Source organism: Pseudomonas sp. Pme6b (genome assembly GCF_058129925.1).
The window spans coordinates 923,784-938,790 of sequence record NZ_CM176704.1 but is presented as its reverse complement, the minus strand read 5'-3'; the positions used below and the strand labels follow the sequence as shown (position 1 = coordinate 938,790).

The 15,007-nt window shown below is 53.0% G+C and carries 6 protein-coding genes; all 6 read right to left on the bottom strand.

Annotation, left to right across the window (positions count from 1 at the left end):
- Positions 1-31: 31 nt before the first annotated feature.
- The 6 genes from AC4ANE_RS04155 to AC4ANE_RS04130 all read right to left on the bottom strand — a co-directional run bounded on the left by AC4ANE_RS04155 (position 32) and on the right by AC4ANE_RS04130 (position 14,924).
- Positions 32-6,523, bottom strand: a complete 6,492-nt coding sequence (locus tag AC4ANE_RS04155) for a calcium-binding protein (protein WP_460408719.1) — start codon at positions 6,521-6,523, stop codon at positions 32-34.
- A 68-nt stretch (positions 6,524-6,591) separates the two neighbouring features.
- Positions 6,592-7,572 (bottom strand): IS5 family transposase, encoded by a 981-nt coding sequence (locus AC4ANE_RS04150; RefSeq protein WP_044424202.1) that lies wholly within the window; start codon positions 7,570-7,572, stop codon positions 6,592-6,594.
- A gap of 20 nt (positions 7,573-7,592) precedes the next feature.
- Entirely contained in the window at positions 7,593-9,596 is a 2,004-nt protein-coding gene (locus tag AC4ANE_RS04145; protein WP_460408718.1) for an SPM autocatalytic domain-containing protein, read from the bottom strand.
- Between the two features lie 184 nt (positions 9,597-9,780).
- Complete coding sequence (locus AC4ANE_RS04140) at positions 9,781-11,286, bottom strand: tetratricopeptide repeat protein (RefSeq protein WP_460408717.1); 1,506 nt, start codon at positions 11,284-11,286, stop codon at positions 9,781-9,783.
- A 61-nt stretch (positions 11,287-11,347) separates the two neighbouring features.
- Positions 11,348-12,769, bottom strand: coding sequence for an HlyD family type I secretion periplasmic adaptor subunit (locus AC4ANE_RS04135; RefSeq protein ID WP_460408716.1), 1,422 nt, complete (start codon positions 12,767-12,769; stop codon positions 11,348-11,350).
- Positions 12,762-14,924 carry a type I secretion system permease/ATPase gene (locus AC4ANE_RS04130; RefSeq protein WP_057446240.1) on the bottom strand — a complete coding sequence of 721 codons (2,163 nt, stop codon included), beginning with the start codon at positions 14,922-14,924 and terminating at the stop codon, positions 12,762-12,764. The genes AC4ANE_RS04135 and AC4ANE_RS04130 overlap by 8 nt, the downstream gene beginning before the upstream one ends.
- Between the last annotated feature and the right edge of the window lie 83 nt (positions 14,925-15,007).

The following is a 15,007-nucleotide window of genomic DNA, read 5'->3' as shown; positions in this document are numbered from 1 at the left end:
AGGTTGGAGTCTCCGAGAAACCCGGGGCGGTTCAGTCCGCCGAGTCGTAGCCCACTATCGTTTCATCGACTTCAGTGCCTGTCAGCAAAGTTGTCTTGATTTGCGCACTGGTCAGCACCGAGCCATCTGCAAACTGCACCTGATCAATGCCATAGCCATAAAGAACGTTGGTTGAGAAGTGCGAGCTGGCGCGAAGGGTTTCGTCTGTGCCTTTGATCTGGATAACCAGATCATCGGACTCACGCCGTATCAGAACATCCGAAGCGTTCAGCCCTTCAAGGCGGATCACATCCAGCTTATCGACCGTTGTGTCGTTGTAGGCATAGTTGCTGATAGTGTCCTGGCCCGCGCCCCTGCGGAATACGTAAGTGTCTGAGCCGAATCCACCATCCAGCGAGTCGTTGCCACTGCCGCCGTCCAGAGTGTCGCTGCCATAACCGCCACTCAGCGTGTCATTACCTGCACCGCCCAACAACGTGTCGTCGCCTTCCTCTCCATTAAGAGTGTCCTTGCCGCGGCCACCTTCAAGCAGGTCGTTGCCAGCCCGACCAGCGAGGGTGTCATTACCGTCTCCGCCGGACAAGCGGTCTTCGCTCGCGTAGCCTATGATGCTGTCGTCGCTCTCTGCGCCTATCAGCAATGCCGCTGTGATCTGCGCTTGGTCCCAAACGATGCCATTGGCGAACTGCAACTGATTGATCGCATATCCATAGCTCTGGTCTGCGTAGAAGTGCGAATTGACCCTTATTGTTTCGCCCGTCTGATTGATCTGAATAACCAGGTCATCAGACTCGCGGCGAATACTGACATCCTCTGAGGTCAGCCCCTCAAGCCGAATAACATCGAATTTGTCGACAGTGGTGTCGTTGTAGGCATAGTTACTGATGGTATCTCGGCCATAGCCCTTGCCGAACACATACGTGTCGGAGCCTTTTCCGCCATCGAGCGTATCGTTACCGGTCCCCCCATCAAGAACATCGTTGCCAGCGCCGCCACTAAGCGAATCGTTTCCTGCGCCGCCCAGCAGCGTGTCGTTTCCGTCCTCACCGTTGAGCGTATCCTTGCCATCGCCCCCGTCTAGTACGTCATCGCCGCCGCGACCGCTTAAAATGTCATTGCCGGCCAAGCCTGCCAGTTTATCGTCGCTGGCATAACCCGTGATGCTGTCGTCACTTTCAGTACCGATCAACAAGGCAGCCGTAATCTGCGCCTCGTCCCAAAGGGTGCCATCGGCAAATTGCAGCTGGTTGATTGCATAACCGTAGGACTGATCCACGGTAAAATGCGAACTGATACGCAGCGTCTCGCCCGTCTGACGAATCTGAATAAGCAAGTCATCGGATTCACGACGAATACTCACATCGCCGGTATTCAGTCCCTCCAGACGAACGATGTCCAGCTTGTTGGCTGTGAGGTCGTTATAGGAGTAGTTGCTGATGGTGTCCTGCCCAGAACCCTTTCGGTAAATATAAGTATCCGAGCCCTTGCCACCCTCCAACGAATCATTACCAGCACCTCCATCGAGGGTATCGTTGCCCGCGCCACCGTTCAGGGTATCGTTGCCGAGACCACCGAGCAGGGTGTCATCACCGTCCTCACCGTTGAGCGTATCGCGGCCTTCACCACCACTGAGAAGATCATCGCCAGCACGACCATTGAGCACATCGTCACCCTCAAGCCCTGCCAGTTCATCGGCAGTGGCATAACCGATAATACTGTCGCTGCCTTCCGTGCCTATCAAAAGCGCCGAAGTGATTTTGGCCTGGTCCCAGACTGTACCGTCAGCAAACTGCAACTGATTGATTGCATAACCATACGTTTGATCAACTGCGAAATGTGAACTGACCCGCAGAATTTCGCCCGTCTGACGAATCTGAATGACAAGGTCATCGGACTCGCGGCGAATACTGACGTCTTCAGCGGTCAACCCTTCCAGGCGCACCACATCCAGTTTGTTCGGCATGTTCTCGTTGTAGGCATAGTTGTAGACAATGTCCTGCCCCGACCCCTTTCGGAAGATATAAGTGTCCGAGCCTTTACCGCCCTCAAGCGAATCGTTGCCCGTGCCACCGTCGAGAATGTCGTTACCTTCGCCACCGGAGAGAGTGTCATTGCCCGCGCCACCCAGAAGCGAATCATCGCCAGCCTCTCCGTTGAGACTGTCCTTGCCGTCGCCACCATCAAGCAGATCATTGCCATTGCGGCCGTTGAGTGTGTCATTGCCCGCCAGCCCCAAGAGCGTGTCGGCAGTGTCGTAGCCCGTGATAGTGTCGTTGCCGTCGGTGCCATCAAGAAGCGCAGCAGTGATGCTTGCGCGATCCCAGACAGTGCCATCGGCAAACTTCAACTGATCGATGGCATAACTCCAACTGCCGGATTCAGAGGTGAAATGCGAACGGATTCGCAAAGACTCGCCGGTCTGACGAATCTGCACAATCAGGTCGTCGGACTCCCGGCGCAGGCTGACGTCATCACCGTTCAGGCCATCGAGACGTACAATGTCGAGTTTGTTGGCGGTTGTATCGTTGTAACTGGAGTTATCAATTGCGTCGGAGCCAGAGCCTTTAGCAAAGATATAGGTGTCCGACCCTTTACCACCTTCCAGTGTGTCGTTTCCAGTACCGCCATCCAGCAGGTCGTCCCCGTTACCACCGGCCAGGTGGTCGTTGTCGGCACCGCCGAGCAACGTATCTGCACCGTCTTCGCCATATAAAGTGTCGCGCCCTGCACCTCCGCGAAGGGTGTCACTACCAAGGCCGCCAGAAAGCGTGTCGTTGCCTGCCAATCCTTCAAGAGTATCGTCAGTGTCGTAACCGGTGAGCGTGTCATTGAACTCGCCCCCCGTCAGCAACGAAGTCTTGATCTGATCTACGCCCCAGACAGTACCGTCAGCAAACTGCAGTTGATCGATGGCGTAGTTGTAGTAACTGCTGGAAGGAGAGAAATGCGAGGAAACACGCAGGGTATCGCCGGTTTCCTTGATCTGGATAAGCAGATCATTGTATTCCCGACGCAGGCTGATATCGCTCAGGTTAAGCCCTTCAAGACGAATGACGTCTTGCTTGCCAACCGTGCCCTCGTTGTACACGCCGTTGCTGATGCTGTCCTGGCCAGAGCCTTTACGGAAAACGTAGGTGTCAGAACCATAACCACCGTCAAGGCTGTCGTTGCCAGAACCACCATCCAGCACGTCATCGCCATAGCCGCCACTGAGCGAGTCATTACCTGCGCGCCCCAGCAATGTGTCATTGCCATCCTCGCCGTATAAAGTGTCCGAGCCATTGCCCCCGTCGAGCACATCATCGCCTGCACGACCACTCAGCGAATCGTTTCCATCCTGGCCAAAGAGGCTATCTGCTGTGGCATAACCAGTGAGAGTGTCGGCCTCTTCCGATGGCAGAACAACGGCAGCTTTGATCTGTGCACCATCCCACACGGAGCCGTCGGCGAATTTCAGTTGATCAATCGCGTAGGCGGTGACGCCATCCTGGCTGAAATGCGAACGCACAGTCAGGGTGTCACCTGTTGCCTTGATCTGAATGACAAGATCGTCACCCGACCGAGAAAAGCGCAGGTCGGCCGAATTCAAGCCATCCAGCTGAATGACATCAACCTTATCGGCAGCTGTTTCGCCGTAAGAGTTGTTGTTGATGCTGTCCTGACCATACCCTTTTGCAAAGCGGTAAGTGTCAGAACCGCGACCGCCATCAAGCGTATCGTTGCCAGTGCCACCATCAAGGATGTCGTTACCATCAGCGCCATAGAGAGTATCGCTACCGGCGTTGCCAGCCAGCAAATCGTTCCCTTCCTCGCCATACAGGTAGTCTGAGCCGGAACCACCGCTCAATGTGTCCTGGCCAATACCGCCATACAAGGTGTCGCTGCCTTCATCGCCATTCAGAACGTCGTTACCGGCAAGGCCATTGAGGACGTCATCCCCCATACCACCAACAATACGGTCATCGGATGCATAGCCGGTGAGAGCATCATTACCGTCAGTGAAGGTAAAGGCCGCCATGCTCTTGATTTGCTCAACGTCCCACTGAGTGCCGTCAGCAAATCGAATCTGCTCTACGGTATAAGGCGTGTCGCCGTCATTCTGGAAGTAGCCGGAAATCGTTACCTTGTCCGTGAAGTTTTTAAGGGACAAGACCAGATCATTGTACGAACGGGTGACCATGATATCGGTCGGAAGAATGTCCGCCGCGAACTCGATAACATCTGTCTTTCCGACACTCGAATCGTAGTTATTGATCGAGTCCTGACCCCAGCCACGGTTGAAGCGATAGACGTCGGAGCCCTCGCCACCCGAGAGGTAATCATTACCAGTACCGCCCTCCAGTTGGTCGTTGCCTGAGTCGCCGTACAGAGTGTCGTTGCCTGCATCGCCAGTTAGCGTGTCATTGCCCTCGCCACCGGTCAGGTAGTCCGAGCCATCGCCACCGGATAACTGGTCAATGCCAGCGCCGCCGTACAGGTAGTCGTTCCCCTCCTCACCGAACAGCGCATCATTTCCGGCTTCGCCCGAAAGACTGTCAGCACCCGCTCCGCCTTGAAGGGTGTCATTACCCGCCTGACCATAAAGACTGTCATCGCCTAAACCGCCGTTCAGGGCGTCATCGGTGGCGTAATCCCAGAGGTTGTCATTACCGTCGGTGGTGACAGTGGACAGGGCTTTGATCTGATCAAGATTCCATTCAGTGCCATCGGCAAAGCGAACCTTCTCCAACGCATAGGGAGTAACACCATCATTCTGGAAATAGCCAGAAATCGTGATTCTGTCAGTAGCGTTTTTAAGCGACAGGACCAGGTCAGAGCCTGACCGCGTGACAATGATATCGGCCGGAAAGATGTCTGCCGCGAACTCAATAGCATCCGTCTTCCCTGCGCTCGAATCGTAGTTATTGATCGAGTCCTGACCCCAGCCACGGCTGAAACGATAGACGTCGGAGCCATCGCCACCCGTGAGGTAGTCGTTGCCAGTACCGCCATCCAGTTGGTCGTTGCCTGAATCGCCATACAGCGTGTCGTTACCTGCATCGCCGGCAAGGGCGTCATTGCCCTCGCCGCCAGCCAGGTAGTCCCCGCCATCACCGCCAGACAACTGGTCGATGCCGGAACCGCCGGAGAGATAGTCATTTCCAGCATCACCGAGCAGCGTATCGTCGCCGCTCTCACCCGAAAGGCTGTCGTCACCGGCTCCGCCCTGAAGGGTGTCATTGCCTGCCTGACCATACAGGCTGTCATCGCCCTGGCCACCGCTCAGGGTGTCATCAGTCGCGTAGCCCCACACATTGTCATTGCCATCTGTAGTAATGACGGCCGCAGTTTTGATCTGATCGAGAGTCCAGGTGGTACCGTCAGCAAAACGGATCTGTTCAAACGCATATGGGGTAACACCATCATTCTGGAAATAGCCAGAAATCGTGATTCTGTCGGCAGAGTTTTTCAGCGACAGGATCAGGTCAGTGTATGAGCGGGTGACCAAGATATCGGCCGGAAGGATATCTGCCGCGAACTCAATAGCATCTGTCTTTCCAGCACTCGAATCGTAGTTATTGATCGAGTCCTGACCCCAGCCACGACTGAAACGATAGACGTCGGAGCCTTCGCCACCCGTGAGGTAATCGTTTCCAGTACCGCCATCCAGTTGATCATTACCCGAATCGCCGTACAGGGTGTCGTTGCCTGTATCGCCGGTGAGAGCGTCATTGCCCTCGCCACCCATAAGATAATCGTTTCCAGTACCGCCATCCAATTGATCGTTACCCGAATCGCCGTAAAGAGTGTCGTTGTCTGCATCGCCTGACAGGAAGTCATTACCCTCTCCGCCAGCAACATAATCGCCGCCCTCCCCACCGAATAGCTGATCACCACCCGCGCCCCCGTACAAAGTATCCTTACCAGCGCCGCCTTCTAAATAGTCATCACCTTCCTGACCAAACAATATATCGTCACCTGCCGCTCCTTCAAGTTTATCGCTGCCTGCATATCCCCAAATCTGATCATTTCCCTCCGTATTTTTTATTGCCATGGAATAAATATTTTCGACTGACCAGATGGTTCCATCGGCAAAATTAATTTGATCGACAGCATACCCATGATTAGCAACCGTAACATCATCAAAATAGCTTTGAACAGTAACACTGTCGGAGCTGCCTTTAATTTTGAGGACTAAATCGTAATAGTTACGGGTAACAACTACATCGCTTACTGCTATACCCGAACCAAACCGAATAACGTCTACCTTACTGCCTTCGGCATCAGTGTCTGCGTTAAATATAGTATCCTGGCCATCACCCGCATTAAAATCATATGTATCTGAACCATCGCCACCTGCAAGATAATCATTCCCACCCCCTCCGGTAAGAACATCATTTCCTTGCCCGCCGTATAGACGATCGTTACCAGACAACCCTAGTAAATAGTCATCTGAAGCGTTACCGTTCAGTACATCATTACCTAGGGATGCTCCGATCAACTTGCCGCGCAGCGGTGGCAAGCCGTAATTTGCCAGGCACATAGCGCTATTTTTCTGAAAACGGTCTGATGCAGTGTGAGTCGAGCGCGTTTTTCGCTCGGTTTTCCGTGTTAAGCGCGCAACTCACCCAAACCCATTAGTCGCTTTCGAGCCATCCACAGGTTCGACAGGGCGAACAGCGTGGTCAGTTGGGCCGTGTTTTTCATCAGCCCACGAAAGCGTACTTTCACGTAACCAAACTGGCGCTTGATGACCCGAAACGGATGCTCGACCTTGGCGCGTGTCTGCGCTTTGCAGTACTCGATCTTGCGCTTGGCTTTGTACAACAGGCTGCGTTTGTTCAGCTTGGAATACGTGCTGCGCCGCGCCGCGATTTGCCAGATCACGTTACGATTTTCGTGCTCTTCACGCTTCTCGACACCGGTGTAGCCAGCGTCCGCATAGACCGCGTTTTCTTCCCCGTGGAGCAGTTCGGCGACTTGAGTGACATCGGCCACATTGGCCGCAGTGCCATGGACGTGATGAACCAGTCCAGACTCAACGTCAGCGCCGATGTGGGCCTTCATACCGAAGAAATACTGGTTACCCTTCTTTGTCTGATGCATCTCGGGATCACGCTCGCCGTCTTTGTTCTTGGTCGAGCTTGGGGCATGAATAATGGTGGCATCGACGATGGTGCCCTGGCGCAGCGACAGGCCTTTTTCCTGCAAATAACCGTTGATGACCGCGAGGATTGCAGGAGCCAGTTGATGTTTCTCCAGCAGGTGCCGGAAGTTCATGATCGTGGTGTCTTCCGGTATCGGCGCACTCAACGTCAGGCGTGCAAACTGGCGCATGGGGGTGATTTCGTAGAGCGCTTCTTCCATGGCCGGATCACTCAGGGAGAACCAGTTCTGCAGCAGGTGAATGCGCAGCATGGTTTCCAGCGGATAAGGTTTTCTGCCACCGCCGGCCTTGGGGTAGAACGGTTCGATCAGGCCCAGCAGACCTGTCCAGGGGACGACCTGATCCATCTCGGCGAGGAAGCGTTCGCGGCGTGTCTGCTTGCGCTTGCTGGCATATTCGAAATCGGAAAAGCTCATCTGGCTCATGGGAGGCTCGGATCAGGTGGTCAGGCGATTTTCGCATAACCGGGACTTGTTCGGAGATTCCCTAGACCACCGACGGAATTATTGAAGCCTAGCCCGCTTAGCAGAGATGAAAAACCAGAATTACCTTTTTGTCCCTCTGCGCGAATCACCTCCAGTAGTTGTTCACCGAAGCTACCGATATCTTTAAGGCTTCTGCCGTACTCAGAAATAAATATAGTACCTTTTTCCAAATCCGCATCATACTGAGCTTGTAGCTTCTCAAGAACAGAGGATATGTCCCAGTGATACCCTGCCTCATCAATTGTGACGCTCAAGCCATCAAATACCCCCAGCAGATGAGTCTGGAGCATAAGCTTGTCATAAATTGCGGCAGCAAAGTTGTCGAACGCCTGGAGTAATATGCCAGCCGCAGGACCGTGCGGATTGGGATCCCGAGTCCCCCAGCACCAGGTACCCAAGTAATCTGTACCTAAAAAAGCTTCAAGCGTAGCTAGTTTACGAGCGTCCCCAATAACATTGCCATAAATTTGTGTGGCTGCTCGACTAGCCGGGTCGATATCTTGAACACCAGCCCAGTGATAAATAAGATCAATAATTATAGTTTGGCGAACAGAGGGGTCATTTTCGCGCTTGAAAGACTCAACCAAAGATTTCAATACAGGATCTGAGGCCATCGAGCGTTGGAGGCTATGAACATTGCCAAAACCCTCTATATCAGGAAGCGCCAAAATATCAGCGCTCACTACTACCGCTGACGTGTCAATCGTGTCCCTGCCGTTCACATCAAACCATACATCCTCTATCGCTGCGGCACTGCCATCTGTACGAGTATATGAGCCTAACTGACGATGCTCATTACCGTTAGCGTCTATGACACCCGACGGTACATCACCATTCGCATCCACCTTGCCTGGCTCAGCATAACTCGTGCTGATAGATTTCACGCCAGCTTGCTCTAGAGTTAAAAGCTCACCGGTATCGACGATGCCATCGGAATTTTTATCTACCCAAACGTTTAACTCAGCGTACGCAAAATCTTTGATATCAAAAACACCGTCCTGATTTTCATCAAGATCTGCAAGCGCCAAGAAACCGTTAGCTGCTTTATACCCCGAAGAACTTACAGTATTATTCCCGAAAAGTTCAGCACCCTGATTGATTTTACCGTCCTTGTTTTTGTCCCAAACCAGTAAGCCATCATCTTTCCCCACCCAACCACTGCTTTCAGAAAACCCGTTTCCGTCGTGATCAAAGTAAATATTGCTTTTAGCAGAAATAGTTTCAACTCCATCGCCATCAAGATCGAGTATAAGAGGGCTGCGCGCGTCTTCAGCCTTCTCAAACGATTTCTCCATTTCGGACTTCATATCCTCGCCGATTTTTTTAAAGTCTGGCACGCCGAATGAGGGAAACGTTGACCACTCGCCCGAAGCACCGTCCAGCTTTCCAGTAAAAGTTACATTTCCGTCATAGCCTATATCGAAACCCAAGCCACCTTCACTTTTTCCGTCAGCACTCTTACCACTAACCTCTGTCTTTACGCTATCCTTGTCTAGTGAGACGCCGTACTTAGTTCCATCCTGCGAAGTTTTATCAAACGTCACTTTCCCTTTATTCACAGGATCGTAACCTATACCTAAATTGCTGCCGTCGCCCGCAACCCAATGATTGCTAAGTCCAAATGTATTATCCTTTGAATTATAGCCGACATGCTTGGTAGAACCATCGCCGGAGACTGAGTTATATGCCGATGAAAACTCACCATTATTATAGTTTAAATTAAGCGTACCCTCTGGATTTTTCTGTGTCACACCAATAGATGGATAAGTAGCATCAGATGTTTTACCAATTGAATATGTTTGACTCTCCCCCATAGGACCGCTAAGCGAAGTAGAGTACTTCCCTAAACCGTTGGTCGACATAGTCCCTGTAAATCCATGCCCATCGGTAGCAGTCGCCTCATGAGTGACGGCACCAGATCCGAAATCATACTTGAAAGTATAGTTAATTTTCCAATCACTCATGAGCAACTCCTAATACTGGCAATTATTTTTTGGAACGGTCACGAAAGACCATTAAACAACTTAAAACAAAACCCCAAACACCTGCCCAACAACTAGAAACCTCAAACAAATAAAAGTCGAAATATTTTTTAAGACAACAATCTACCTGCCGACTCCGACCATTAATATTCCATATGCGAAATATCTACTCCAAATACTCACTAACAGCGATACGCTTACGTCTACATACCTCATATGAAAGTTTTTCGCCCTCCATAGCTTCCACGCGGCCCAGCCCTTCCATCACTCTATTTAATGCATCTTTGTAGACTTCACTCTCAGAATTTATGCTGGACGCACACTTCATCAAAGCATAGCTAACTACCAGATTTTTTGAAACACCCAAGCCTTTCTCATAGATGAAGCTCAGATTCGCGAAAGCGACATCGTTATTTTGATTGGCTGCCTTCCAATACCAGTCCACGGCGGCCAAATAGTCTTGAGAAACACCCAACCCATTCTTATACATATTACCTAATTCATTTTCAGCATATGAAACATTATTAGATGCAAGTGACCGCAGATAAAGCAATGCTTCTGCATAATCAATCTCTACACCACGCCCTTCTTTAAGCATGACCGCGAGCTGATACTGAGCACGGGGCATATTCTGAGCAGCCGCCAACCGATACCATTTTGCAGCTGCTGCGTTATCAACAGCACCACCCTGGCCGAGTTCAAAAAGACTTGCTAAATCCGCTTGAGCAACGGCAAGTCCTTGAGTGGCAGCGAGCCTAAGCCAATAACGCGCTTCTTTATAGTCCGCAGCGACCCCCTTACCAAAATTATAAAAATATCCAATCTTGTACTGTGCAGGCGCATAACCAGTTGAGGCACTACGCTTATACCAGACAAGCGCATTTTTATAATCCTGCTCTACACCAGAGCCATATTCATAGGACTGCCCCAAAGCCAACTGAGCAACCTTATCGTTGCCTACAGCTGATTTCCGATACCACTTGAACGCTTCACGCTCATCTTTTTCAACGCCTGTTCCGTCACTGAAAGATTTTGCCAAGTTACGTTGTGCTATGGCATCGCCCTTCTCAGCAGCCAGTTTAAGAAGCTGAACGCCTTTAACTGCATCACGGCTCACACCACTACCAATTATATACGCCACACCCAAGCTATTCAGCGCCGTAGCATCACCGCCATTCGCTGCACTCTGCATAAAAACAATAGCTGACACTTCATCCTTTTTTACACCCAGTCCATCTCTGAGCATAAGTGCGTAACTGGATTGAGCAGCATGCAACCCTTGTTCAGCTGCGGCCTTATAATATTGAGCAGCCTTGGATAAGTCTACAGATACGCCAAAACCCTCCTCAAAAAAAACACCTACTTTATATTGAGCAAGTGCCATACCGCGGCTTGCAGCTGCCAACATAGACTCAAAAGCTTTTACTGGATTTTTGCGAACACCCTTACCTTCTTCATACTGCCGCCCCAAATAATAGCTAGCAGTTACATCACCTTTTGCACCCTCGCTTTGAAATATCGAAAAAGCCTGCTCATACAGCCCTCTATTGTATGCATCAACCCCATCATCTACCGAAGCAAGCGCACCTTTGGAAAAACCAAAAACAAAAACACAAAAAAACAAAATCTTAACTTTCAAACATCTCGTTCCATCTGCAGCTTTAAAAGTCATTATTATCTCCAAAACACAGCAATTAAAGTTGCGCACGTCTAGCGCTATGTATAAACGGCCGCTACCGTTCCCTCAAACTCTCCGATGCATGCTGCTGCAACGGACTCAGGAAATACTCGATTACCCGCCGCTTGTTGGTCTTCACTTCCGCCGTCACCGCCATGCCCGGTGACAACTTGATGTCCACACCATTCACGTTCAACGTATCGCTGTTAAGGCGAATCTTGCTGCTGTAGATCAACCCGCGCTTTTCATCTTCGATGGCGTCGTTGGAGACGCTGATGACTTCGCCTTCGATCGTGCCGTACTTGGTGAAGGTGAAAGTCTCGACCTTAACGGTAACGGGCTGACCAGCACGGACGAAACCGACGTCCTTGTTCTCCAGCATGGCTTCCACTTCCACGGGCTGGCCGTCGGGGACCAGGACCATCAGTGGTTGTGCGGGGGTGACGACGCCGCCGACGGTGTGCACGGCCAGTTGCTGGACGGTGCCGTCTACCGGCGCTTCAAGGGTTGTGGGGTCTTCCTGATAGCGAGCCTTGGTCAGGTCCTGATTGAAAGACGCAATTTTCTGGTCGGCCTGTTGCAGCAAGTCGAGCATGGCGCGGCGGGTCTGGGCGACTACGCCTTCGCGACGGCGTTCTGCTTCCTGGCGGGCGGCGGTGGATTGCAGAACGCTGGCTTGCTGTACGCTCAGTTGGCGTTCCAGGTCCAGGCGCGCCTGCTCCTTTTCCAGATAAGCGTGGCGGGCGATGTACTGCTTTTTCAGGAGGTTTTCATAGTCACTGGCCAGTTTGGTAGCGATAGGCAGGGTTTTCTGCAGGCTCGTCACTTGAATACGCGCCGCCTGAATGTCTGCCTGACGTTGCTGAATCTCGGCATCGACCAGGTCAAGGCTGCTGCGGTACTCCTGATACTTGCCCTGCAACCAGCGCTCAGCCGCCAGCACATGCATCGGGTCGGCATCCAGTATGGTACCGGTCAGATCCCGGGGCGGTTTGCGCTGGTTGATTGCGTCGAGCATGGCAGCCGCTCGGGCACTGTCGATACGCGCAGCCAGCAGGTCACTGCGAACGCGCCCGACATCAGCATCGGCTGATGTGGAGTCCAGTTCCAGAAGCAACTGACCCGCCTTGACCGATTGCCCGTCACGTACATGAATCGCCTTGACCACGGCCGTTTCACTGGACTGAATGGTTTTGGTCTTGCCGCTGGGGATGATCTTGCCGCTGGCGGTGGCGACTACATCAATCTTGCCCAGACAGGCCCACAGCAGCGCCAGTGCCGCGAACGCCATGATCGCCCACATGAAAATGCGCGGTGCGGGGTGGCTGGGTTTGTCCTGCAACTCCAGCGCGGCGGGCAGAAACTGCACTTCATGCGCCAGGCGCTTGGGCGCGTCCATTTCTCGACGCTGTCGCCAGGATTGCCGCCAGACACGGCGATAGCGTTGTAACAGTCCGCTGGATTCGGCGTTAGACATGGCTGCCTCCTTGCTGCAGGCGATGGAGGCGCGAGTAGTGACCGGCTTGATGCGTCAGCAATTCGGCATGCGTGCCCTGCTCCACGATTTGCCCGCGATCCACGACGACGATGCGGTTGGCATCGCGAACGGCAGACAGCCGATGCGCGATGATGATTACCGTGCGCCCCTTGCAAATGGCCTGCATGTTCTGCTGAACAATGCGCTCGGACTCATAGTCCAGCGCACTGGTGGCCTCGTCGAAAATCAGGATGCGCGGGTTGCCCATCAGGGCGCGGGCAATGGCGATACGTTGGCGCTGACCACCGGATAACGACGCGCCGTGCTCGCCGACCATGGTGTCGTAGCCTTCCGGCAGCTCAAGGATGAAGTCGTGGGCACCTGCCAGTTTGGCCATTTGCATCACAGCTTCCAACGGCGCTCCGGCATCACTCAAGGCGATGTTTTCGCGAATGCTACGGTTGAACAGCATGTTGTCCTGCAGTACCACCCCGATCTGGCGGCGCAGGGAAGAGACGTCTGCCAGCGCCAGATCCATGCCGTCGACCAGCACCCGACCGCGCTCTGGTACATAGAGGCGCTGTAACAGACGCGTCAGTGTGCTTTTGCCAGAACCGGAGCGCCCCACCACACCGATGACCTGACCAGGCGTGATAACCAGATTGATACCACGCAGGATCTCCGAGCCATCCGGACGATAGCGAAAATGCACCTGATCGAACTCTATGCGCCCCTTGATCGGTGGCAATGCGCTGCGGTTGACTTGCGAGAGTTCGTTACGGGTATTGAGGATGTCGCCCAGACGCTGAACTGACACACCGGTCTGCTGGAAGTTGGTCCACAGTTGCGCAAGGCGCATGATCGGTTGGGCAACACGCCCGGCGAGCATGTTGAATGCAATCAACTGGCCGACCGAAAGTTGGCCGTCAATCACCAGGCGCGCGCCAAACCACAGGGTTGCAACAGTCACCAGTTTGCCAATCAGAGAGACACTTTCGTTGGCAATGGTCGACAGGTTCTGGGTCTTGAAACCGGCAGCGACATAACCCGCCAACTGGTTGTCCCACTTGCGAATGGCTTGAGGTTCCACTGCCATGGACTTGAGGGTATCGATGCCGTTGACAGTCTCGACCAGGAAAGCCTGATTCTCTGCACCACGAGCAAAACTGTCGTTGAGGCGTTTGCGCAGAACCGGGGTAATGAGCACCGACACCAGAATGTACAGCGGCAGCGACAACAGCACGATCAAGGTCAGCCAGCCGCTGTAGTAGAACATCACCGCAATGAACACCACCGAGAACAGCACATCCAGCAGCAAGGTAATGGCGTTACCAGTCAGGAAGTTGCGGATGTTTTCCAGCTCACGCACACGCGCCACTGAATCACCCACGCGGCGGGCCTGAAAGTACGATAAGGGCAAGGTGATCAGATGACGGAACAATTTTGAGCCTAGCTCTACGTCAATCCGGCTGGCGGTGTGTGCAAATACGTAAGTGCGCAGGCCCGACAAGGCCGACTCAAAGAGCATGACCCCGGCAAGACCAATTGCAATGACATCAAGCGTTGTCAGGCCGTGATGAACCAACACTTTGTCCATCACTACTTGAAAGAACAGAGGGGTGATCAGCGAGAAAATCTGCAGAACGAAGGAGACCAGCATCACTTCGCCCAGCAACTTCCGGTATTTGACAATAGCGGGAATGAACCAGGTGAAATCGAAACTAGAGGACTCGCCAGGGGTGCCAGCTTCAGAACGAATGAGCAACAACTGGCCAGTCCAGCGCGCCTGTAACGCCTCGAAAGTCACCACTTCAGGGCGCTGAGCCAGTGGGTCGTGAATCAATGCCTTGCCTTGATCAAGGCGCGCAATGATAAAGAACCCACCGTTATTGTCCGCGGCGATGGCAGGAAGGGGTGTTCGGTCCAGACGCTCCGTGGTGGTCTTCGCAGCCTTGGCTTTCAAACCAAGCTTGCGGGCCGCAAGTAACAGACTGTCTTGCGACAGGCACTGGTCGGGGCTGCCAAACTCATGGGCAAGTTGTTCTGGCGAAGCGGCCACCTGATGGAAGCGCGCAAGCATGACCAGCGAGGCCAGTCCGGTGTCGAGGCGAGGGGCATTGTCAGGCGTCCGAGCGCCAATTTCCGAATCATTCATAGCGCTTCCCTGCCGACATGCCACTGGTAGGCAAATCTGATCAATTTGCTAAATAATGGCAACAAGCCATCCGTGACGCGCGT